The organism is Burkholderia sp. Ax-1720 (genome assembly GCF_011753035.1).
Classification (GTDB): Bacteria; Pseudomonadota; Gammaproteobacteria; order Burkholderiales; family Burkholderiaceae; genus Burkholderia; species Burkholderia gladioli.
Genome location: NZ_VWWK01000003.1, coordinates 97,781 through 118,604 on the forward strand (window position 1 = coordinate 97,781; position 20,824 = coordinate 118,604).

Genomic DNA, 20,824 nt, shown 5'->3' on the forward strand with positions numbered 1-20,824 from the left:
GCTCGCTCGAGCGTATTGGTTACTCGGGGCAAAGTGCATAGACGTAATCGACCGGCGGGGATAGATCTGCGTAGGAACTTATATACTGAATTTGTGTGGGGTCAAGCCTATCAGATGCGTCCTCGCGCAACTGGTAGATTTGATGGTAGATTCGTAGCGATAGAGCGGGAGAGTGCCAGATTATCTGGGAGTTTAGTGGCGATCACTAAATGAACTCCGACTTAATCTGGGAGAAGTGAACGGCCTGTGGCTCGTCGATCGGACGCCGGGTCGCAGCGAGTTCACATACATCACGCAAATGATCTCCCTGCGGCTTAACTTGCTGCGCAGGTGCGCCGATTACTTGTTCTGGATTTGCGAGAGACTTGGGCGGTAACGAGGGCGGGCGTTCAACCCATAGTTATCTCGCGACGCCGATCTCGTCAGGTCGACGCCGTTCTCAGAAAGGCCTCGGCTTCCTGATACTGACGTCCGATTTCGGCCGTGGCATAGATCGACGTCGTGTCGAGTGAATCGTGGCCGGCAAAATTCCGCGCACTCTCGAGACTCATGCCATTGGCCAGCGCGTGCGACACAAACGTGTGCCGCAGCCAGTGTGGACTGGCCGAGCCGAAAGCGCGTGCGTGAGGCGAGTCCTCGCGCAGCGCAGCCGCAGTCACCATCGCGAAAAACTGCTTGATCGCCTTGTAGAGCTGCATCGGATGGATTGGTCCGGTTTGCCGCGCGCGCGCCGCGAGCTCAGGCGTCGGATCTGTCTTGTTCGCCTTGGCCGCGCGCCGGATCTCGCCAATCTCGATATTCGACAGCAGCGCCGGGATGAGCGGGGTAGCGGCCGGGCAGGCGAGGGGATCGCGCGGCAAGCCACGCGATGCCAGGTAGTCGCCCATCAAGTCCAGCACGGCCGGCACCAGCGGCACGAAGCGCTCCTTCGCGCGCTTGCCGACCACGCGCAGCAATCGGATCGTGCCCAGCTCGGCCCCGGCGTAGCGCTCCTGGACGTCATCCGTGAACGCCCCGCATAGCTCGGCGCGCCGCAGTCCCGTGCTGTAGGCAAAGCCCAGCACGAAGCGCATGCGTGCCGCGGCGACCGTGTCCGGCATCGTCTCGAGCACGCGCATCGCGAAGCGCCAGGCATCGGCGGTCAGGCCGCGCTCGATCCGCAGGCGTGATTTCGCGGCCACCCGCCGCTCATTGCCGGCGGCATCGTGCGTCGTACCGGTGAAGACACGCACCTTCGCGAACGCGTTGTGGTCCAGATACTGCGCGTCGACCAGTTCGCCGAAGAATTTTTTTAGCGCGGATAGTGCGTCCTGGCGGCTTTTGACGGACAGCGGACCGCGGAAGGGGCGCCAGTCGATCGAGTCACGCGGCGCCGTGCCGGCCATGATCCATTGGTTGGCTGGTTGCGGGTCGACTAGGAAGCCGTTGATGTAATCGCGCGCATCGTCGGTGTCGAGGCTCGACAGCGCCTTGCGTTTTGCGAAGATCGCCCAGAGCAACAGGCGCTCGGCCTCGGTGCGATAGCGCTGGCGCGTATGCGGGTTCTCGTAGTCGGCGAGCCAGAAGTCGATTGCTTCCCGATCGTTGTGGGCGCGGCTGTTGTTCTTGACCAGGTTGCGGTGCGCGCCTTGCGAGCCGTCCAGCTCGGGCGGCAGCAAGAAGCGCTCGAGCGGGACGATCGCGGTAACGGCACCGACTGCGGCGAGCCGTGCCACCGGCAGACCGGACTCGGACGGGTGCGTTTGCGCGCCAGCGGCGAGCTGCAGCCCGGCGACGTCGCCGTAGTGCGCGAGCCAGGCGGTGATGCGGCGCGCGCCGATCTCGCCCAGGCGCGGCACGCGTCGGTACCAGCGGTAGCCGACGGCATTGATCGTCTCGACCAGCTTGCCGATCGTGGTGAGGCCGACGTCGGCCAGACGCAGCGCGACGGTGGTATCGAACCAGCCGAGCACGTGGTGTTCCGGCCTCGGATCCTCGACGACCAGGCGCGCGAGCGCCTCGAGCGCGGCCATCTGCCGTGCGCGCAGGCGGGCGTTGCGCTGCTGTCGACGCAGGGTCGCGCCGGCGTCGGCGTCCGCCCCGGCGTGCTTGGCGGCGAACAGGTCGAGCAACTCCTTTTCGGTATAAAAACCGTCCGGATCGTGCTCGGCGGCGAAGTCCTCCAGCGACGGCGTGGTGCGTGCCGGCGCGTTGGCCGCTGGCGCCGCAGCGAGGGCGGCCGGCCGGATGGCGAGCAGCCGGGCGGTGGCAAAGTCCTGGCGTTTCCTCGCCGCGGCGACGAACGACGTGATCAACCAGGTGCGGGTGGCGGCGGCCTTGCGCGCGTCGCGGCCGAATTCCAGGTACTGGTCGGCCAGCTCGGCGAGATCCAGTCCTTCTAGGTACCCGCGAAAGAAGGCGAGGTGCTGCAGGCCAATCCGGCGCTCGGCGGCCGCGTCGCGCCGTGCCTGACGCGAGCGCGCTTTGCGGCGGGCGGCCGGCGTGGTTGCGCGGCGCGGGGCGGCCGGCAGTTCGCGAAATTCGACATCGAGCACGTCGGCGTCGTCGGTGTTCGGCATGGGCGTGGTCAGAGATACGGAAACCGTGTTGTTTGATACAGCACGTGCGCGGCGATCGGGAGCGTCGGGGTAGTGGTCGTGCCGCGCTGGTCGTCGGCGGCCTTGCTGGACAAGGCGGGCGCCAAGCGCGGCTCAGAAACGGGGTGTTTCGACCAATAAAGTGAAGGGTAACATAGTAAGGGCTATGTTACCCTTCATTTCAAGGAACGGACGGGGCAGCCGTGGGCGCAGTGGTCTACGCAGCTCAACATGGGTGTCTCAATTTCAACTAGAGTTGGGAGGCGCTTGCGCCCCAGCATCCGCGCCGCTCCACTTTCCCGATCACGTCATGACGCAAGCAGCCTGGACCCGCGACGGGTGTCCCGTCGACGCGGCGGCCTTCTCGATCGCCGAGTGGGAGCGGCTCAAGGTGTCGACGCAGCTCGGCGACTTCCTGATGCCGTGCTGCAAGGCGCCGGCGGTGCTCAAGACGAGCATCAACGGCTTGCCGTTTTTCGCTCACCTGTCGGACGAATGCGTCACTGCGCCAGAGACCCAATGGCATCGGTCGGGCAAAGCGGCCGTCCTCGCGGCGCTCAGCGGCATGGGCATCGCGGCCGCCGAGGAGGTACCGGGTGCCTCGCCGAGCGGCGACCACTGGGAGGCGGACGTACTCTTCTCGGTCGCCGGGCGGACCATCGTGATCGAGTTGCAACGCTCCTATCAGCACCTGCGCGATTTCATGCGCCGCCAGGAGCGTTACACCGCCTCGGCTGTCGAATGCTACTGGCTGGTCCGCAAAGAGATTTTTCTTTCCTTGGGCAAGTCGACATGCCGCCTGCTGCTCAAGCGCGATTACGGGAACGTGTTCCCGGAGGGCGGCATTGGGACCGGCATGCTGCCCGAGTTACCGGTGGCCGCGTTGACGATTGCCGGCAGCGAGCAACGGATCTTGTTTGGGGGAATGAAGCAGGCAACCGTCGAGGAGTGGCTCGCTGGTATCCTGGCCGGTAACTACCAATATCGCGCAGGCTCATGGAACTTGGATTGAGGGCCTTGCGGAAACGGTGCAGGCATAGAGGACGTTCGTTGCGGACAATCGCTTGTGCAAGCGACCGGTACCTCTCGGGTGACGCCGCCGCCAAACGGCTCAGCGTATCGTTCACTCAATGCTGTTTTGACTCGTACAAAACATACAGGCTGTTCTTTGAGCAGCAGGGTCTCTCACAACAGAGGTCGTTGCGATATGGCATTTTCTAGTAAACAGGCGGTCGATATCCTGAAGGCCTTTGGCTTCGGCGGAGGGAGCGCCATCTTCGAGCTCAGCCCGAGCAACAATGGCCAAGGCTTCGTACAGGCGAGAGTCCCTGTAGCGATGCACGGCTATATGCACGACGTCACGGCGACGCCATTCGTTCGCGTCTCCAGGTCACTGCCCAATCGGGGTAAAACTAGTATCCCTGTCGGATCTGAACATCGCTTCGAAACGCCCGGGGCCCTTGAAGCGCACTTGGCCGCGACGGTTCATGCGATAAGGCAGGTAAACGAACACCATCTGAAGTGCCATGCCTGCGGGGGCTGGCTCAAGGTTGCCCTTGCGAACGATCGGCAGCCTCGCAGTCGATTCGAGTGTTATCGTCCGTTCGGTTCGGCTGTTGTCCAGTCTGGTCGCCACGGCTGTCCGCGATTGCAGCATCGTGAATTGCCCGTGGTTATACGGTACGGTTCCGACTCGCTTGCGCCGCAATACACTGAGCTGGAGTCGGCAGCGAAACGGGCGTTGATGAACAAGGTGTGGCGTGCGCTAGTTGATGCCGTGCAGCAACCCGCATTAAGTGTTTTGCCCGCCGACTATCCGGCCTGGCATCCCATGCCGGCCGATTGCCATCTCAATGCGAGGCGATGGTGCGCGAGTTACGCTGACTTCACGATCATGCGAGGGTGGTTGCACGAGCCGTTCGCGGACAACCCACATCGCTTCGTCGCGCACACAATTGTGCAAAGCCGGGACGGTGCGTTCCGTGACGTGACGTTGGGACAGAAAGATGCGCGACTACGATTCGTTGAACATCCCACCGATGACGTTGATTTTGACCGATTGGTGCATGCGGCTCCGCATCGCGTTACCGAACTGTCGGCAGCAAACGCCAGTGAGGCGATCGCGTGAAGTGGCTTGCTCGTTTGGCAATCGCAGCTTCGATGTTCTCGGGCTGCACGATGATCGCTATCGCCGAGATTACGGCCGGAGTCCCTGCGCTCAAAGTGATCGCGCCCACTGGTGCGACGAGCATTCTGATCGCCAGTATGCATGTCCCCTATACCGGCTTGCATCAGCCGCTGGCCTCAGTGCTGCGAGGAAAGTCGCGGCTTGTGATTGAGAGTTCCACTACGGACGGACCCCAGCCGGCGCCGGCAGATCCGACGGAGATTCTCACACCGGAAGCCCTGTCGAGCCTCTTGACCGGCGGCGCCTTGCCTCGCGCATCATGGGCGGCTTCGCTGACTGACGACGACGTGGCCGTATTGCGACGCAACGCCACCTGTTCGGGTTCGGTGTTTGATGACAAATCGCTGGACATTCTGCTTGCGATGAAAAGTCCGGCGATGGCGGCCGGGATCGCAAATCTGCCCTGTGGAAGGGTGGGGCAGTTGTCGCGGGACGAGATTCTTACCCGGGCCGCCAAAGACGCACGACTGCCGATCGATATTCTTGAGACCCAGGTTGCGGTCGACCGGCAGCGCAAAGCAGTCCCAGATCGAATCTATGAAGCGCAGCTTCGCGGCGCATTCGGTCCAACTGCAGAGCGAGCATTCGCTCAGGTCGTGACCGCGCTGAATCAAGGCGACTATGCGACCGTTCTTCGTGTGGTCAATGCTGGCTATCAGAATCCGGGCGACGCTGCGACGTTCTACCGACTGATGGTCGATGATCGCAATCGGGCATGGATGGTGCCGCTGCACCGCTACCTTGATGAAGGAAATGCTGTCGTTCTGGTTGGTGCGGCACACCTGCCCGGAGCCGGTGGGCTCATTTCACTCCTCACCAAGGCGGGATATCGAATTGAGCCTATTGTGTTGCCGGCTGACCCGACGCAAGGCTAGTAGCCGACCCGCAGACTAGATTGGGAGCACGGTTGTGGATACCAACCAGTTCAAGATGACGCCGCTGATTGAGCACGAATCGCTTCGTCCGCTCATGCCTTTTCTTCGGAGCTATCTTCTCAAGATGCTTGCGGCTCGGCATGGGGAAAAGACGCAGCGTGTCATGCCGGCGGAGCTTTATGCGGAAATGGTGGTCGAGAGAGTAGGCGAGCTCGATAACTCGATGAACGCATTACGCATGTGTGCATCGTTCATTCAGCAGCTTAGCGAGAGCACGCATGTTGATACGGACGCGTATCAGTACCACTACGAGAACTTTGTGTTCCGGATGATAGGCGTCGACGATCGCGCGTATCGCTTGGTCGGGGCGTCGATGGCAATGAGCCGCAAGCAGATTGAGAGCAAGCTTGCAAAGGATGCGATTAAGCGCCATGCTCGGGAGGTTGACGGCGCGATCCTGGAGGCGCTGAACGGCGTGACCGAGGTTGTGAAAGTGTTTCGGAAGCCACGTAATGAGCTCGTGCATAACTCGGCTTTTCGAACGCGTGAAATTGGACTTTTTCATGCAATTCGCGAACTGAACATGCCCGTCGACGGCTACGACGTCGACGCCTTGGCCCGAGAGTATTTCTTGAATGAGTCGGAGGGGGTGGACTTGAAGATCATTGCCGTGCAGGCATCTCTGGAGAAACTGCTTTCCGGACTCGCGTCAAGTTACTCGGCCATGGCCGAGCCAACATAAGCAACCCTCGGCCGGAGTCAATACATGCCGGCATTATCGCTTCGATAGTCGAAGTGCCGCTGCCTGCGCTTTCCGAAAAGTGGCGACCCGCTGCACGACGGCGAACAGCTCACGGATGTTTTTTACGGTCGGTTCGACTGCGAAGAGCGGACAATCGTTTTCGTTGTCAACGCCGAATCCAACCACACACGGCTCGTCTCGTTTCTCGATTTGAAGCATCCGATCGTCAGGCTCTTCCCCAGTCACGTCTGCCTCAAACCGTAGCCAGTACGTCCGGGGCTCGTCGCTCTCGATCAGCGCCTTGCGGTCGGTTAGCATCACGCGCGTGCAGTCATCGGAGCAGAGGTCCTGCATTTCAGCGGCCATTTGATGCAAAATTGGCCTCAAGAGCACTTCTACTACATCATCGGGTACAGTTTCGAGTCGAGACCGAAAGAAGTGGACGACGAAGTCCGCTATTACGTCGGGCGGATGCTTCTCCAGTACGAGAAGCGTCAGATATGCGAACGTGCGACTCAGGATTCGTGCATCGATTCCCGACCGATGCGACCGCAATAATAGATAGCCTGCGTTGGTCAATCCAACCCCAAGCACGGCCAGAGCGGCCTGTTCGTCGAGTGTCGCTGCCCATGGTCGACGAGAGATATCGCCGTTCGCGAACTCGTTGGCGACCAAAGCAAATACGCCTGCTCCCGTCAGTTCGATTTCGTACCGTTTTTCCCAGATGTCGGCCAATGTTCTCGGCGACACCAGCTCTAGCTTATTCCAGAATCTGCTCTCCATCGCCTGAATGCGGCCGTCCAAACTCAGTGCCTCGGCAAAGAGGCGAAGCACAACATCAGGATGCCGCGATAGATATCGCTCGAGATGAGCGCGGTCCCAAAGCTGTACCTTTGGTCGCGGATGTCGGTTCTGCCATTCTTTTACCCAGTCGAGCGTTGGGTTGGAATATTGTGTATTAGTTGCGATAATTATGCGGTCGACCGCCTCGTAGGCCAAGACGTTGTTCAGTGCCGCTTTGACCTCATTCGGGTCGACCGTCCCTTTGCGTCCTTTACACTCGATCCACCAGCGCTGTTGCCGAATCTCGCCGTCAGCGTCGGGCTCGAAGAAGTGGGCCTCTAGGTCGCGCCCCCCATCAGCGGCGCCGCCGCCAGTCCCGCCGGTACGCCACTCGAGATCCTTGGCGCCCATCGCGTCTAGTAGCCAATACACACACTCTTCAAGGTCTTTGCTTTTTAGTTGCTCGAAAGGAATGGCGGCAGGAAGGACCCAGTTGTGGTTTTCGCTTTCCATCTAGGCGTGCTCCGCTAGGCGTTGACTGGTGCTGACCGGTGAGCCTCGATTATCTCCTCATCGAGGCATCACGCCCACCTGGTTGTACGCGATTGTCCTGCGTTCATCGCGGTATTGGTGTACGGTGGTGGCTCGGAGCCCTGACGCCGTCAGCGTTGCTTGGGGCGATTCTCATTCGGTTGGCGTTGACTCAGCGAGGCGCTCTTCGAAACGATCTAGGATCGATTGGACGAGGCCCGAGGCATAGCGCTGGTGTCCCACCTTCGTCTCCTCATCGGTGGCACCCTGAAAAACGGCGTAGCGGACCGCGCCGACTTTTTCGTATCCATCAGCGTCTTCATCATCACAGAAACATCGACGAAGGGTCTTTAGCCCAGCGTCAATCGCTTCGCTATGTGTGTTTGACAGTTTCCGTTGGACGAAGAGTTCAGCGACCTCTTCAATCGATCCTGCGTAACGTAGCACGTGGACCAAGTCACCTGCGTCCTTGTTTTCGTTGCGTTGCTCGAGCGCGATCGCCTTCAGGATCACGAACGCTGGCACATCCGCGAAGCGGACGACGCGTGAGGTCACGCCTCCATCGCCGAGCAACCGTCCGGACACCTCTTTCTCACCGAACCAATCGTGCACGATCTCGGCGTACGTCACTGCCAGCGCGGAGACCCGTTCGCCATCGACGGTCACCGGCCGCCCAGCTGTTTGGCCAACGGCATCACGCAGAAATTCGACGATGACATCGATTTGCTCATCGACCTTCAGCTTCCATTGCCATGACGACGCCTTGCTATTCTTCACAACGCGTTCAAAACCACGTGCGGTGAGTTGGTCGGCCAGTTCGGCGTACCCTTCGCCTGCGTCGACAAGGGCGATGTTGAGGACGATATCGACGTCCGACGTGCCGGCGTGCGCAGGTACATCCGGTGGCGTTTCGGGCGTTAGGTAGCGCGGAACAAGGCCGCCTACCAGTCGAAGGGTATGCCCGAGACTGCCAAATGCGCTGATTAGCGTGAGCAGAGTCCGCTCGCAAGCCTCGGTGATATTAGGGCTGTACCCTGCCGCTGTGGTGGGTTTAACACCGGCCATTTATATCTCCAATTTTTCAAGAAGGTGGTCGGCCAGCTCTTTGTTTCGGCCTCGTCCGTTCAGGAGGTCGAGATACATGATGAACGGGCTCGCGAAGTATGACGTCAACTCGGGTATCGAGTCACGGAACAGAAGGCTCGCACCGTCACGTTCGACGAAGACGACGTTGGCGCCCTTGTCGGCGGGTTTCAACCGCATGTCGTGTGCAAGACCCTCGGCTTTCCCTGGTGGGACGATGATCTCTGCCGTGTCTACGCTCGTTAGCAGCGGTGCATAGGCATTCGCGGCGGCCGTGCCGGTGAACGCCCAGTCGAAGGAGGGGTTTGATGACTCGATCTTGTCCGTCAATTTGGTGAGCAGAAGCTTGGGGTTGTCGGAGAAACAGTACCAACTCGAACGGTGCTCCTTGCGCTTCGTCCATTGCTCGGCCCATGCCGCAAGCAATTCTCGTGGCTTGTGTAGTCTGCGTCGAAGCGTTCTGCCTGCGCCGCTTGATTCGCACCACTCACGGCGCTCCAACTCCTGCATGACGACCGAGACCGTGTAGGGCGAAGTTTGAGACATCGCGGCCAGCTCGCCGCCGCTGAGCCAGTTGTTTTTGTTGACCAGGAGCGCGTGAACGACCGCCTCACGCGAATCCGTGAAGAGTGAGGTGGCCTCTTTTTTCGCCGACGGTGGGTCAGGCCGCTCGATGTTGATCAGCCAGTTGCGCCACTTCAGGTTGAGGTTTCCGTTGCGTTCGAAATAGCCAATACCACGCTTGAGAAGCAGTTCCCGCGCCCCGGGGCTCAGCGCCTCGGCGGCTACGAGGAGGATAATGTCACCGAAGCTATCGTGATCGTAGGTGTGCTTGAATTCGTCAAGCTTCCATACCGCTCCCTGGACGTCGCGCGGGTAGCCATAGCGGAGAGCTTCCACGGCGATCCTTAGCGGACTGCCGTCTGCATCAAGATCCAGAGAGAAATCCACCCCGGGTAGGTTCGCGAAATCTGATTCGACGTTCTGGACCTTGATCCGACCGCCCGAGACCTCCTCCAGACTTGAGAGAAGCTCCTTCAAGATGTCGGCTTCGAAAGCGCTACGTGCGTCGGGGGTCAGGTTGTGACTGATGTTTCCCATGGTTCGTTAGCGAAAATCGGTGATATTGCTGTACAGCATAATCTACAACAATATCTTTACCTTAGCAAATTTATGCGATTTAGCTGTTCAGCTAACGATGGACTGGGTGATTTTGCGAATCCGGCCCCGTTTCACTCAGTCGCCCGCGAGCGCGGCTCGGTCGAGAACACGCCTTCCTTGTCGCCCGGCTCGAAATGAATCTCCATCAGGGTTGCTCGCCGCCCGCTGGCCACGCTGTACGATCCCAGATCGCGCTGGCGGCACTTGTAGCTTATCCACCAGTGCGATCTCGCGCGGTCAGATCCGCCACTTTTCCGCCCATACTTCCCCTGGTCCCCCGGCGAGCCCCGTCCCGCGAGCTTGTACGCCACACGCTCCCGGCCCAGCGCCGCCCGCCGCGCGGCCAGGTGTCCCGGGCGGGGTGTATCCCGTTGTACAAGATTCGTAGAGTGCGTCACGATGTCGGTCCGCGCGCATCCGCACGCGGCTATTCCAAATGACGAGGACCAACGCATGACCGCAGCAACCCAACCCCAAGCCGCCTGCTTCTGCGTGGGCGGCCCACTCCACGGGGACGGCCTGTCTCCCTTCGGCGACTCGGCTGGCCTGCTGTACCGCCTGAGCCACGATTTCGCGGGCGAACCCGGCCGCCAAGCGATCTATGAGCGCAAGTCGCTGACCCGCACGACCGACGCCGGCACCGAAACCCGCGACTTTCTGGTGCTGGTGAGCGTGACGGACCCGGATGGCAAGCTGGATGCCGAACACCCAGGTTTGTCGGATGACGAAGCGCTGGCCAAGACGGAAGCTGATCCGACTCGCTTCTGGAAGCCCGCCGCGTAATCAACCGGCCCGGCCGGGGAACGCCTGGTCGGCCTCGCGTCGGCCGGCGACGGCTGCAGGCGGATCGCGCCGTGCACCAGGCTTACCCCCCCGGGGGGCCGACAGGAGCCGCACGATGAAGCACCAGATCTTCGGCCGCATGGTCGGCATCGACGAGCCCCTGATTGTCCTGACGGCCGGCCTGGGCAGCTCGACGGGCGGGCAGGCCAACGACCCGGGCAGAGCGGTCGGCACTAACGATATCGCGCTCAAGGGCGGCCTGGTCTGGCTGAAATTAGCCCTTACGTGGAAGTGGAGCGAGTGGTCGACCATCCATGATTTGGGCGGGGTGGTGCTGCAGCAGCTGCTCGCCAGCGGCGTCACGTTGCTCGGCGTGAGCGCATTGGCGGGCTGCCTGACCCCGCGCGTGGACGGGCTATGCCCGCCGAGCCCTAACATGTCGCTGTTGCGCCTAAACAAGTAAAGCTGAACGATGGCCCGCGATGCGGACCTCCTCCGACGAGCACGCTGCGGCGCGGTGGTGGTTTCGTTGCTTGATTTCCTCAATGCACAGGACGCGGCGACCGCGGAGTTGAACGAAGGGGTTCCAGCCTGGCTGAGCGCTGAATTGGCATGCGAGGGGCTGCAGCTCTATTTCGAGCGACACTCTGCGTGGATTCTCGCGTCGCTCGAAGTGTAGGAGTACGCCGAGACGTCGGCCTCGAGGGAAATGCACCATGGATTCGACCTGGCAGCGCGCTGATCGGCGCTCCGGATCCGGCCTGGCGCGTCGGCCGCTTCCAGCTTGAGGAACCGCCAGCTTGACGAACATCCTCAAACCTTTCCCGGCCATCACGGGCCGGTGACGCTCGAATGGCTCAAAGGACAAACTATGGCGGTATTCGAAGTGGCGGCAGCGGCGTCCGAAGTTGCAAAGATCGTCCCGCAAACACCGGAAGTGAACGGGTGGACGCTGGTGCTAACGAGTGCGGTTGTAGCTTCGTTCGTCAATGCCGGGGTGCTTGTGTGGCTCAAGCACAGCGACCGCAAACGCGAAGACAAAGCGAACGCGAGACGCCGCTCGCTCGCTTATCTCGATGTGGCCTATTCGCTAGAGGCGTTCGCGAAACAGGCCGATGACTATTGCGATGCCATCGACCAAGCGCTGCCCCGGTACCGCGCGCACGACATGAAGGCATTCGACATGCTGGGCCCGATCCATCTACTATTCGACCTGCCCTCGGAGACGGTGGTGTCGGAACTGAATGCCGAACATGTTGATCAACTGCGGGAATTTCGGGAGAGGCTGCACCAGAGTGCTGCCTGGCGGGCCGGGCAGGGCGAGTGGGCAAACCCGGACGATATGTACGAGTTCGAGATGCAGCGCGCGATCCACTTCGGTTCGGAGGTCTGCCGGATAGCGGATGCCATGCGCGGCGTGGTGGGCGTTCAACCGTTCAAGGTGACGGAGCAGTATCTCGCAGCCTTCGATGCTCAGTTCGAGAAGTTGGCGCAGCAGTATACGAAACGGCAGGGGCATCTGGAGCTAATCCCCGAATTGACGCCGCGCATGCAGAGCATGTTTCCCGGCTTTCCCGTCGATGAGTCGGGGGGCCTGTGAGCGGGTCGAATCACTGGCACCCTGCAGTTTCCGTCGATCTGTCACGGTCGCTGGCTCGCCTGAACACCCCCCATTTCGCGCCGTTTAGTGTGTGTTTGGAAGGGCTCGACGAAGCGACGCTGCGTGCGTGCTATGGCGAGCCGGCTTGTCCGCCGATCTCGCCTCGACACATCGACTAACTTACCTGGTGAGGACCCGATGATTCCCCGTGCGCGGCTCCAAGAAGTCACTGAAGCGGATATCCAAGGGCTTATCGATCATGGCGTGCCGGAAGGGCGCACGCTCGATTACAAGCGGGACTGGCCGCGGGATCAAGATGCTAGGTTCGAGATAGCGAAGGACGTTTGCGCATTTGCCAACGCGCTCGGCGGAGATTTGATCTTCGGCGTTGGAGAGAGCAGCGAGGGCGGGCATAGCCTCGCGCCGCTTCGGTTGGCGGACGTCGACAAGGAGCTGCTTGCAATAGTGAATTCGATGCGCGACCTGCTGGAACCTCGCGTCAGCGGCGGTCTTCTTGCCCATCCCGTTCTGCTTCAGACTGGCGGTTATGTCGTTGTGCTAAGGGTGACGCCGAGCCCAAGTGCGCCACATCGTGTGACGCGAGATCGCCATTTCTATATGCGGACTTCGGTGGGAAAGGAACAAATGGATATCCAGGGTATTCGGAACGCCTTCGCAGCCAGCGCCTCGCTCGCTCAACAGGCAAAGAATTTCCGCGATGGGGCGTTACAGCAGATCGATCGTCGCGCCGGTCCAGTACCGGATTTGGCGCGACCAGCCTGCGTCGTCCATCTGGTTCCAATCTCGGGGGTGACGCGCCCAACCTTGTATGACGTCGACACATTGCGGAGGGCTGCCGAAAAATTGCGAACCGCATCGCCTGGAGGACTGGCATTGGATCCAGCGAGAGTCAATTTCGAAGGTAGCCTCTGCACGACGATTCGTAACCAGGATTTTGCTTACCTTGGATATGGACAAGTCTACCGAGATGGATGCATTGAGCTGGTCGATGCGTCATCGCTTCAAGTGGCCCACGGCGACTTCGATGTCGAACGGTATGCGATGTATCCGGACCGTTATGAGGTTCCGCTCGTCCGGTCAGGACTCCGCGCGATGATCGACGCGCTCACTGAACTCGAGATTTCTGGCCCCGCGTATCTGATGACTAGCTGGGTCGTCGATGCCGGAACGTGCGTGGCGGTTACGCTCAACGACCGACTCCGATTTCTCCAGCTTCCACGTCATTTGACCGAAATCGTCAACCCTCCGATTTACCTTGAGAACTTCGACGTAGACGCGGCGACCACGCTGCGGCCGGCATTTGACGTCCTGTGGAATGCTGTTGGTATTCCACACACGCAGACCTCCTTCTAGGCAATGTTTGCGTCTCTCGCCGCTCTGGCCACGGCGTCGGCAGTTGCATGCCGGCCACGCCGCGCTTGATCCCGCAGTGGGTGAGAAATCTGACGTCGCGCTGCTCGAGGCGCGGCGTGTGCCGTCCGAGCTCGATTGGCCGGCCGACTTCAAGAGGCGGAGGGTGAACATTCGGTCGATAGACAAATCGCACATCTGATAATTCTGCTTATCACCTGCGCGATTTCGTGCGCTCAGATCGGCCGCGTTTCGCCGATACTGCCTCCCGACCACCGCCGAGCCGCGCCCATCGGGCCTGCGCGCGGGGTGTATCCCGTTGTATAAGATTCGTAGCGTGCGTCACGATATAGGTCCGCCCGCCCCCGCGCGCGGCCATGCCAACACGACGAGGAGCGACGCCATGAAACACCAGATCTTCGGCCGCAAGGTCGGCAGCGACGACGAAATGACGATCTTGATAACGGGCACCGGCACGTGCACCGGCGGTCAGGCCGTCGACCCGGGCGTGCTCGACGAGTTCTCGGTGGCGAGCACCCGCCGGGCCGTGCAGACGCTGCGCGAGCGCGGCATCGAGGGCTACGTGCTGTTCGAGCGCGACCCGACGCACTACGCGTTCACACCCGTGGCCGATTTCGTCTACCCGGCCGCGCGCCACTGACGCCCCATGGATCAATCGAACCCGACCGCAGCGGCGGCCGGCGCCCACGCCGTGCGTCCTGTCATCCAGACCTGGCGGCTCACGCGCATCGGCCTGCAGCGCTTGGGCGATTTCGCGCTGGTCGAGCTGGCGCGCGACGGACCGTCGGCGGATCTCGGGGCGGATTTGCGCGCGGCGCTGGCGGCTTGACCCGGGACGCTGCCCCTGCGTCTGGATTCGCCGGGCGATCGGCGACAGCGCGCTGGCTGCAACGCAACGGGCGCGCCGAATGAGCGCCCCGCGCGTGCCCGCCCTGAACCTACGCTGGACCGCGCGGCGGAGCCCCTGACCATCGATGAGCAACCGGACACCCTCATGAGCGAATCCCCCAAAACCCTAGCCGCGCTGGCGGCCGCCGCCCTACACGGGCACGTTGATTTCGCCGGCTACCGCTGGATCGCGGATGCGCACGGGCGCCAGGACCGAGCTACACGGCGCCGGGGACCGCGCGATGGCCCTCGTGACGATCATCGAAAACCTCGGCGCGAGCAGGGACGAGCCGCCGTCCTACAGCGCACGCGCCGAGTATCAGCGCGGCCACGACCTGTCCGTTCGCCAGAGCGGGTTCGCCAGCGCCGAGGATGCCTTGGCCTGGGCCAGTGGGTTTGCGTGGACCACGCGACAGGTGGGGAGCGTCACCTGGGTCGCCGGCGCGGCCGATGCCGACAAGTGGTATGCGCCGATCGGCGCGTCGCAGGCGGTGATCGCGATTTACCGTGGCAGGGAAGGGGACGCACCGTACTACACCGTGACGCGCACCCTCGGGCTCGGGACGCAGTCCGTCGAGCTGAAGGTGGGCGATCGCACCCTCGGCGATGAGGCGCGGGGCATCGTCAGCTTCGAGCAGGCCTCGGCGATCGCCGTCTCGATGACCGGCTACGTGCTCGAGCTGATGCGCACGGCGCCGGCCGCGTGCGACGGCGCGCGCGCGTCGTGAGGCCGCTTGAGACGTCGACGCGCGGTCGGGGCACGCTCAACGGGCTGGCCCGGGCTCGCGGAGCTGTGATCGCCTGGTGCCGCGAACACCGCGAGGTTGGGTACTTTTTGATGGCCACCACGGCCGTCTGCGTCGCCTGGGGGCTTCATCAATGGGCCTACGGCCTACGGGGGGCTGCACTGCGCGGTGATGTCCGCGTACGGGCCGCCCGCGAGGCCATTCGCTCGGCTTTGCACTGGCGGGATTCGGTGTCGGTGCTGGAGCACGCCCTTGGCGGGATCGGCATGGCCTTGGTCGGGTTCGCGGCCCTGCAGCTCTTCTATTTCGTGGAGAGCCGGGCGGGCGGGGCTGTCGGCGGCACCGATCGCCCGACGCCGTGGCCGATCCGGGTGCTGCTCGGCGCGCCGGTGGCCGCCGGCGCTGCGGCCGTCGCCGGATATGGCGCCTACGACCGGACCGGCCTCCTGGTGGTGACGGCCGTGTTGCTCGCGGCCAGCTGGTCGCTCATGTGGCCGGATCGGCTGCAGCGCCTTGCGCTCGTCACGCCGGCCCGCTTCATCGCGCTCACGGGTGGGCTGCTCTGGCTGAAATTCGACCTCGCTTGGAAACTCGCCCAGTGGCCCACCACGCACGATTCGGCCGGCATCGTGCTGTTGCACCTGCTCGCCGGCGGCACCACGCTGCTCGGCGTGAGCGCGGCAATGGGCTGGCTGACCCGGCGCGGGGGTGCGCTGCGCCCGGTGGGGGCCTGACGTGTCGCTGCTGCACCTGACGACCGCGCACTTCGCGCTTTATCGGGCCTACCTGGAAGGCATCGAGGAGCGCAGGCTCCATGCGCTCTACGGCGCGCCCGGCACCGACATCCGCATCACGCGACGCACGCTGGCCACGCTGCGCGACAGCCTCACCATCGCCGCGCGGGAGATATCGACGCCGCGCATCTGCTTCGTTTGAGGCCCGGCAGCTTGCCGGCCGAGGCTCACGCGGGCGCGGGGCAGGGCGAGAACGGCGCCGCGCCGGTGCCGCCCACGCTAGAGGCATACCGCGACCAGGTCGACCCCGATCACGTCAACAGCGAGCGCGAGCTGCTGGCCCTCTAGCTGGAGCAGTTTCCGCCCGCGCACGCGCCCACGATCGAACGGAAGGTCGTGCGCAATCGGCGCCTGCGCGCGCGCCAGGACGCGACGCTCGCCCGCATGGAGGCGGCGCTGGTCGAGGCGCCGCGCCTGGACCACCTGTGCGAGGGCTGGCTCGTGCCGGCCGTGGTCGAGCGCCTGGCCGCCGCCGCGATGACGCCGGCCCGGTTGCTGGGGTTGATCCGCCGCTGGCAGCCGCGTCTGGGCGCCAAGGGCGACACTAGCTCGAGGTGCAAATTCCGGCTAGCTTGGCGACGATGCTGCGCGAGATTCGGGCCGCGCAAGCTTCGGTCGGTACCTAGCGCACCTTCGGCTCTTTAGTGGGCGGGTTTATCGGTGTAGCGCGGTCGAGCCAACTGCTCGCGCAGCCAGGCGTCATCGGCTAGCGCGAGGGCGAGGAAGGGCGGGACATTAATCCAATGTCGCTCTGTTTCGTTGTTGTCTTCCGGGTTCCTTTGACGTCGATACCATCCAACCAGCCCACGCGGGACGGGGAGCGGCTGTAGGTCCTCGCCGGTCTTGCGCCAGTAGTCGGCGGTGCGCCCGGTGCTCACCCGAATAAGCGCGCCGTTATCGACTTCCGCGATATCGACGCGCTTGCCTTGTTGCACCGCCGTCGAAATTAACTGCAGGACCTGCCTGGGTATCGTCGTGTACATGACTTGCACCTTGCGCAGTGCCGCCATGTCCCCGAATCGAGATGCCAGCCAGAGCACGGCGGCGATTAGGCGGTGATTGCCATTTGAGCATTGCACGGCGCCACCGCACGCGTACAGCTTGAGCGCTCCGCGCGACCTCCTCGCCGGAAAGGGCGCCGCGCCAATCTCGGATTCGAAGTAAGCCAGGGCGCGCTCGTCCCAGTCGTCGCACAGCAGGCCGCCGAACAACTCGCGCCAGGTGGACGCTTTGTCCGCCATATTTTTGTGCTGGAGTGCGACAATCGACGTCAATGGAACGTCGAAATATCCCAATTGATAATCGGAACGCTGGAGCAGCCAAAGCACCTCGCGGAATTTCCGGTCGTCGGCCACAGGTCGGTCGATGATTCCGTTGCGCGAACACTCCGCGGCGAGGAGGATTTTCGACTTAATGGGCGCAATAAGGGGAGCCGGCATCGGCAAATACGAGGGCGTCGTGTCAGCGCCAATCTGCTCGGGGCTGCGCAACGGGCGAGACTGGCGAAGCGCGTCTTCGGGTTTCTGCATTTTGGTCTCCATGCGAGGGGGTGGGTTGAGCCAGCGGACCGTCCGTTGACCGAGCCGACTCCAACTGCGGCGGGCGGGCAGGCATTCGGAGAGGGCTGGCGCGTGTAACCCATGGCGGTTATATCGACTGGAGCCGGACTTCCTGTAGGCGTCGGAATCAGCGGCGCGTAGCAGGACCGATGGCCAGACCCAAGCATATGCCGGACGCTCGGTATAGCGCGGCGCGCGTCGCTGCTCAAGGACTCTAAGTGCGCCCGCGATTGCGCCCTAAAGTGCCGCGACCCTGGCTTGGCAGCGAACGAAACCGGTCGACGCGAAATTAAAAAGCCCGCTTCGGCGGGCAATCTTTGAGAGCAAGGGGGTTACTTCTGCATCGTCGCTTCGATGCGGGCGGCGGCGGACAACAACTCGGTTTCGGTGAACACGTTTGGCCCGAAAGCGACGCGTAAAACCGCCAGGATCTGCTCGACCGACGGTACCGGTTCAGCGACCGGGCGCCCGCCGTCTTTGCGTCGCTGCTTGGCGGCCCTCACTTGCTGGTCGTATTGCTCGCTCTGAGCAATGCTGATCGTCAGGCGGTTGACGATTTCTGCATTGATCGATCGACGTTGCGCTTCAGCCGAGGCCTTTAGCTGTTCATAGAGGGACCAGGGGAGCCGGTATTGCGAGCGATGTGTGTCTTCCATGCGCCGGATTTGACACTACGAGCGCGGAAATCGTATAGTGACAGCTTTAGTGACACCTGCGCGTCGCTCTCACCGTGCGCTTCTGTCCCTCGGAGCGATGCGGTTCGACGACCGCGTCGCGACCAGCCTACCGGTAGCACCGCAGGCCCCTGTGGCGGTAGGCAAGGCTTGGCCCTTCCTTTGCGAAGGGCTTTTTTTCGTCTGCTCGCACCGTATCAGCGAGCGCACGGCGGCCGAATGCGTCGAGCAGGTTCAGCGGGATCGGGGAGCATGCAGCCGTTAAGCCGCACCGGGTGGTCGCCGGCCGAGAGCGGTTCGACTTGGGGTTGCGACTGCGGGGGCACGCCTGATGTGATGAGCCGAAGACAAAGTGCGCGATGTCGTTGAGGCCGCGCGTTAGGTCAGGCCAAAGAGGACTGCCCCGAGCAGGCAATCTCGGTAAAAAATCGGGAGGACAACCGATCGAAAGGCGGCTAGCCACTGATCTTGCTTTTGCTCTTCGCGGTCCACCGATCCTTGGCGCGCTCGAACGCGAACTTGGTCGAGTAGCCGAACATCTTGGAGTGAGCCTCCGGGCCGAACTTCCCCGATTGAAACAGCGGATCCAGTGCGCGCGCAAGCCGCACTTGGTCGAGCAGCGTTCGGAAGCTGAGTCCTGCGTGGCCGAGCTCTCTTTGCATTGACCGCAGGGACATGTTCAGCTCCGCGGCGAGTCCGTGCGCGTCGAGTCGCCCATCGAGACGATGGAGCGTTTGCAGCGCCCGGGTAACGATATGATCCGGCTGCCAGGCCGCCATCATCGGTTCCTGCCTGGCACACTCCCCCCGGGCAATTTCGAATTCGATCTCGTGATGAAAGGGGAGCTCGGTGTCGAGGTAATGCTTGGGAATCGACAGCGAGGTGGATTGGGCATTGAACACGATCGGGCAGCCCAGAATCCGCGTCAATTCCTCGTGATCGTTCGGTTGTGGAAAGTCGAACTCAGCGCGGATGAACTCCACCGGAGCTCGGGTGGAGTCGAGTATCTCCCGCTGCACTGCGGCGAGGCACATCAAAGACGAAAATACCCTGAGGTCCTGACGGTAGGCATAGCCGTCCAGCAGGAAGACCGCGTCGCCTCCAATCTCATGAAACGAAATCTTGAAGTAGGAGATTGCCAACAGGGGGTACGAAAAACCAAGGCTCATGGCCGCGCGGAGGGTCGGGGCGACGAGCATGGCGTGTCCGCGCACGCCGTACGCCGTGATCGGTATTGCCTTGCCGATCAGCGCGCCGGTGATGTCCGTCCCGGTGAGCCGCTGCGCATTCGCGAAGACGATCATCTCTTGCTCGTGCGAAATGATCATGTCCGGCCGGCTCAGGTCGCTTTCCGTGATGCCACTCTCCGCAATGAGATCCGAGACCGGGACACCGCGCTTTTGGAGGAGCCGGATCGCGATGATGGCCGTGTGAAGCGGCGCGGGTCGCACGCTAGCAAGGTCGGCCCCGAGAGTCGGCCGCCTAGTCATCGCGCCCGTCCAAGACGCGTTTGGTGAAGATGACCTGGGTGCCGTACTCGTCCAGACCGCCCCGCGTCCATCCCTGCCGTTGATAGAAGGTGTCGGCTCGGGAGCCCGGATCCGTGACGAGCGTCAGGACGTCCACGCCAGCTGCACGGCTCATTTCGATCGCGCGGTCCAGCAATGCCTTGCCGATCCCCAGACCCTGGTATTCCGGGCGAACGAAGAGCGCTGATATCATCGGCTTCGAGGTAATCAGAATCATCATTGCGCCTGCCGCAACACCTGAACGTCGATCGATGCAAATTGCCCCGCCTGAAGAGTTGATGTTCTCCAAGACGACCTCGCGCTGCAGCAGGTGTATCTGGTGAGGATGGATGCGGTTTTCAGTGACCGAGAATCGAATGTCGTAGTAGTCGCCGATGTCGCTTGGGACGATTCGCCGGATCAAGAAGTTTTCGGTGTCGAGATTTGCCATAAATGCGTCAGGTCTACCTGTAGGAAATGAGAGCATCACCTTAGTTTCAGTGATGATTTAAGGAGATATTTTTGCGCCTATTCGAGATAAGATTATCTTAGTTGGCGCGAAATGTGTAGTCGCCCAAGCGAATATCAAAATGAAGTGTGGAGAAATCGCAGGCGCTGGGCCGGCGATCGTGTACTAAATGCAAATAAATGGCGAGATTGTTGATTGTGATAAGTGGGCAAAGTGGCCGCCTACGTATTGATTGTCTGATACTTTCGACTTTTGTTTCCCGGTAAGAGATAGTCCAGTCAGGAGCACGCTGCAACGGGCACGGCGGGCCGCCGGCAGACAGCAGAAGCCTTGGCGTAATTTGTCTGGGCTGCATGGTTGAAGTGTGAAGGCCGTTCGCTAAGAATGCCTTCGTGTCTTCGGGTCGTCGACACAATAACGAAAAGAACTGCCGAAATGGCATTCGGTTTTGATCGAACGGAGAGATTCGATT

Annotated in this window: 22 protein-coding genes; 14 read left to right on the plus strand and 8 right to left on the minus strand. The window is 62.0% G+C overall.

Features of this window, described 5'->3' with window-relative positions; all coding sequences use genetic code 11:
* Window positions 1–422 precede the first annotated feature (422 nt).
* On the minus strand, window positions 423–2,558 hold the full coding sequence (locus F3J18_RS01865) for a phage integrase family protein (RefSeq protein ID WP_166911015.1): 2,136 nt from the start codon (window positions 2,556–2,558) through the stop codon (window positions 423–425).
* A gap of 328 nt (window positions 2,559–2,886) precedes the next feature.
* On the opposite strand from F3J18_RS01865, the gene F3J18_RS01870 reads away from it, so the two are divergent.
* The 4 genes from F3J18_RS01870 to F3J18_RS01885 all read left to right on the plus strand — a co-directional run bounded on the left by F3J18_RS01870 (window position 2,887) and on the right by F3J18_RS01885 (window position 6,381).
* The gene (locus F3J18_RS01870; protein ID WP_166911017.1) at window positions 2,887–3,588 is read left to right on the plus strand and encodes a competence protein CoiA family protein; all 702 of its coding nucleotides are present in this window, start codon (window positions 2,887–2,889) and stop codon (window positions 3,586–3,588) included.
* A gap of 195 nt (window positions 3,589–3,783) precedes the next feature.
* A complete protein-coding gene (locus tag F3J18_RS01875; RefSeq protein WP_166911019.1) occupies window positions 3,784–4,704 on the plus strand; it encodes a hypothetical protein in 921 nt (306 codons plus the stop codon).
* Window positions 4,701–5,639 (plus strand): TraB/GumN family protein, encoded by a 939-nt coding sequence (locus F3J18_RS01880; RefSeq protein ID WP_166911021.1) that lies wholly within the window; start codon window positions 4,701–4,703, stop codon window positions 5,637–5,639. Before F3J18_RS01875 ends, F3J18_RS01880 begins: the two co-directional genes overlap by 4 nt.
* A gap of 34 nt (window positions 5,640–5,673) precedes the next feature.
* The gene (locus F3J18_RS01885) at window positions 5,674–6,381 is read left to right on the plus strand and encodes a Cthe_2314 family HEPN domain-containing protein (protein ID WP_166911023.1); all 708 of its coding nucleotides are present in this window, start codon (window positions 5,674–5,676) and stop codon (window positions 6,379–6,381) included.
* 33 nt (window positions 6,382–6,414) lie between these two features.
* On the opposite strand, the gene F3J18_RS01890 is transcribed toward F3J18_RS01885, so the two are convergent.
* The 3 genes from F3J18_RS01890 to F3J18_RS01900 all read right to left on the minus strand — a co-directional run bounded on the left by F3J18_RS01890 (window position 6,415) and on the right by F3J18_RS01900 (window position 9,879).
* A complete protein-coding gene (locus F3J18_RS01890; protein WP_166911025.1) occupies window positions 6,415–7,677 on the minus strand; it encodes a restriction endonuclease in 1,263 nt (420 codons plus the stop codon).
* Window positions 7,678–7,848: 171 nt separating this feature from the next.
* On the minus strand, window positions 7,849–8,760 hold the full coding sequence (locus tag F3J18_RS01895; RefSeq protein WP_166911027.1) for a hypothetical protein: 912 nt from the start codon (window positions 8,758–8,760) through the stop codon (window positions 7,849–7,851).
* Window positions 8,761–9,879 carry a type IV toxin-antitoxin system AbiEi family antitoxin gene (locus F3J18_RS01900; RefSeq protein ID WP_166911029.1) on the minus strand — a complete coding sequence of 373 codons (1,119 nt, stop codon included), beginning with the start codon at window positions 9,877–9,879 and terminating at the stop codon, window positions 8,761–8,763.
* A 513-nt stretch (window positions 9,880–10,392) separates the two neighbouring features.
* On the opposite strand from F3J18_RS01900, the gene F3J18_RS01905 reads away from it, so the two are divergent.
* The 10 genes from F3J18_RS01905 to F3J18_RS38505 all read left to right on the plus strand — a co-directional run bounded on the left by F3J18_RS01905 (window position 10,393) and on the right by F3J18_RS38505 (window position 16,430).
* Window positions 10,393–10,722, plus strand: a complete 330-nt coding sequence (locus F3J18_RS01905; protein WP_166911031.1) for a hypothetical protein — start codon at window positions 10,393–10,395, stop codon at window positions 10,720–10,722.
* Between the two features lie 115 nt (window positions 10,723–10,837).
* On the plus strand, window positions 10,838–11,185 hold the full coding sequence (locus tag F3J18_RS01910; RefSeq protein WP_166911033.1) for a hypothetical protein: 348 nt from the start codon (window positions 10,838–10,840) through the stop codon (window positions 11,183–11,185).
* 408 nt (window positions 11,186–11,593) lie between these two features.
* Window positions 11,594–12,322, plus strand: coding sequence for a hypothetical protein (locus F3J18_RS01915; protein ID WP_166911035.1), 729 nt, complete (start codon window positions 11,594–11,596; stop codon window positions 12,320–12,322).
* Window positions 12,323–12,520: 198 nt separating this feature from the next.
* Window positions 12,521–13,696 (plus strand): ATP-binding protein, encoded by a 1,176-nt coding sequence (locus tag F3J18_RS01920; protein WP_166911037.1) that lies wholly within the window; start codon window positions 12,521–12,523, stop codon window positions 13,694–13,696.
* Window positions 13,697–14,096: 400 nt separating this feature from the next.
* Window positions 14,097–14,354, plus strand: a complete 258-nt coding sequence (locus F3J18_RS01925) for a hypothetical protein (RefSeq protein WP_166911039.1) — start codon at window positions 14,097–14,099, stop codon at window positions 14,352–14,354.
* A gap of 6 nt (window positions 14,355–14,360) precedes the next feature.
* Window positions 14,361–14,543: a hypothetical protein gene (locus tag F3J18_RS01930; RefSeq protein ID WP_166911041.1), complete on the plus strand. Its 183-nt coding sequence runs from the start codon at window positions 14,361–14,363 to the stop codon at window positions 14,541–14,543.
* A gap of 301 nt (window positions 14,544–14,844) precedes the next feature.
* Window positions 14,845–15,330 carry a hypothetical protein gene (locus F3J18_RS01935; protein ID WP_240154516.1) on the plus strand — a complete coding sequence of 162 codons (486 nt, stop codon included), beginning with the start codon at window positions 14,845–14,847 and terminating at the stop codon, window positions 15,328–15,330.
* Window positions 15,331–15,440: 110 nt separating this feature from the next.
* On the plus strand, window positions 15,441–16,082 hold the full coding sequence (locus tag F3J18_RS01940) for a hypothetical protein (RefSeq protein ID WP_166911043.1): 642 nt from the start codon (window positions 15,441–15,443) through the stop codon (window positions 16,080–16,082).
* A gap of 1 nt (window position 16,083) precedes the next feature.
* Window positions 16,084–16,284 (plus strand): hypothetical protein, encoded by a 201-nt coding sequence (locus F3J18_RS38020; protein ID WP_240154515.1) that lies wholly within the window; start codon window positions 16,084–16,086, stop codon window positions 16,282–16,284.
* Window positions 16,285–16,295: 11 nt separating this feature from the next.
* Window positions 16,296–16,430 (plus strand): hypothetical protein, encoded by a 135-nt coding sequence (locus F3J18_RS38505; protein WP_275691107.1) that lies wholly within the window; start codon window positions 16,296–16,298, stop codon window positions 16,428–16,430.
* A 353-nt stretch (window positions 16,431–16,783) separates the two neighbouring features.
* On the opposite strand, the gene F3J18_RS01950 is transcribed toward F3J18_RS38505, so the two are convergent.
* From F3J18_RS01950 to F3J18_RS01965, 4 genes are all read right to left on the minus strand, one after another.
* Window positions 16,784–17,671, minus strand: coding sequence for a hypothetical protein (locus F3J18_RS01950; RefSeq protein WP_166911045.1), 888 nt, complete (start codon window positions 17,669–17,671; stop codon window positions 16,784–16,786).
* 362 nt (window positions 17,672–18,033) lie between these two features.
* The gene (locus tag F3J18_RS01955) at window positions 18,034–18,357 is read right to left on the minus strand and encodes an Arc family DNA-binding protein (protein WP_166911046.1); all 324 of its coding nucleotides are present in this window, start codon (window positions 18,355–18,357) and stop codon (window positions 18,034–18,036) included.
* A 473-nt stretch (window positions 18,358–18,830) separates the two neighbouring features.
* Window positions 18,831–19,826: an AraC family transcriptional regulator ligand-binding domain-containing protein gene (locus F3J18_RS01960; RefSeq protein WP_345891675.1), complete on the minus strand. Its 996-nt coding sequence runs from the start codon at window positions 19,824–19,826 to the stop codon at window positions 18,831–18,833.
* A 31-nt stretch (window positions 19,827–19,857) separates the two neighbouring features.
* A complete protein-coding gene (locus F3J18_RS01965; protein ID WP_166911050.1) occupies window positions 19,858–20,334 on the minus strand; it encodes a GNAT family N-acetyltransferase in 477 nt (158 codons plus the stop codon).
* Window positions 20,335–20,824: the final 490 nt, after the last annotated feature.

Bases quoted from the DNA above. Each gene is read 5' to 3' on its own strand.
- F3J18_RS01870 (WP_166911017.1), top strand. From the start codon at position 2,887: ATGACGCAAGCAGCCTGGACCCGCGACGGGTGTCCCGTCGACGCGGCG.
- F3J18_RS01895 (WP_166911027.1), bottom strand. From the start codon at position 8,760: ATGGCCGGTGTTAAACCCACCACAGCGGCAGGGTACAGCCCTAATATC.
- F3J18_RS01925 (WP_166911039.1), top strand. From the start codon at position 14,097: ATGAAACACCAGATCTTCGGCCGCAAGGTCGGCAGCGACGACGAAATG.
- F3J18_RS01930 (WP_166911041.1), top strand. From the start codon at position 14,361: ATGGATCAATCGAACCCGACCGCAGCGGCGGCCGGCGCCCACGCCGTG.
- F3J18_RS01950 (WP_166911045.1), bottom strand. From the start codon at position 17,671: ATGCAGAAACCCGAAGACGCGCTTCGCCAGTCTCGCCCGTTGCGCAGC.
- F3J18_RS01905 (WP_166911031.1), top strand. From the start codon at position 10,393: ATGACCGCAGCAACCCAACCCCAAGCCGCCTGCTTCTGCGTGGGCGGC.
- F3J18_RS01955 (WP_166911046.1), bottom strand. From the start codon at position 18,357: ATGGAAGACACACATCGCTCGCAATACCGGCTCCCCTGGTCCCTCTAT.
- F3J18_RS01920 (WP_166911037.1), top strand. From the start codon at position 12,521: ATGATTCCCCGTGCGCGGCTCCAAGAAGTCACTGAAGCGGATATCCAA.
- F3J18_RS01865 (WP_166911015.1), bottom strand. From the start codon at position 2,558: ATGCCGAACACCGACGACGCCGACGTGCTCGATGTCGAATTTCGCGAA.
- F3J18_RS01965 (WP_166911050.1), bottom strand. From the start codon at position 20,334: ATGGCAAATCTCGACACCGAAAACTTCTTGATCCGGCGAATCGTCCCA.
- F3J18_RS01915 (WP_166911035.1), top strand. From the start codon at position 11,594: ATGGCGGTATTCGAAGTGGCGGCAGCGGCGTCCGAAGTTGCAAAGATC.
- F3J18_RS01940 (WP_166911043.1), top strand. From the start codon at position 15,441: ATGGCCACCACGGCCGTCTGCGTCGCCTGGGGGCTTCATCAATGGGCC.
- F3J18_RS01910 (WP_166911033.1), top strand. From the start codon at position 10,838: ATGAAGCACCAGATCTTCGGCCGCATGGTCGGCATCGACGAGCCCCTG.
- F3J18_RS01875 (WP_166911019.1), top strand. From the start codon at position 3,784: ATGGCATTTTCTAGTAAACAGGCGGTCGATATCCTGAAGGCCTTTGGC.
- F3J18_RS01890 (WP_166911025.1), bottom strand. From the start codon at position 7,677: ATGGAAAGCGAAAACCACAACTGGGTCCTTCCTGCCGCCATTCCTTTC.
- F3J18_RS01900 (WP_166911029.1), bottom strand. From the start codon at position 9,879: ATGGGAAACATCAGTCACAACCTGACCCCCGACGCACGTAGCGCTTTC.
- F3J18_RS01935 (WP_240154516.1), top strand. From the start codon at position 14,845: ATGGCCCTCGTGACGATCATCGAAAACCTCGGCGCGAGCAGGGACGAG.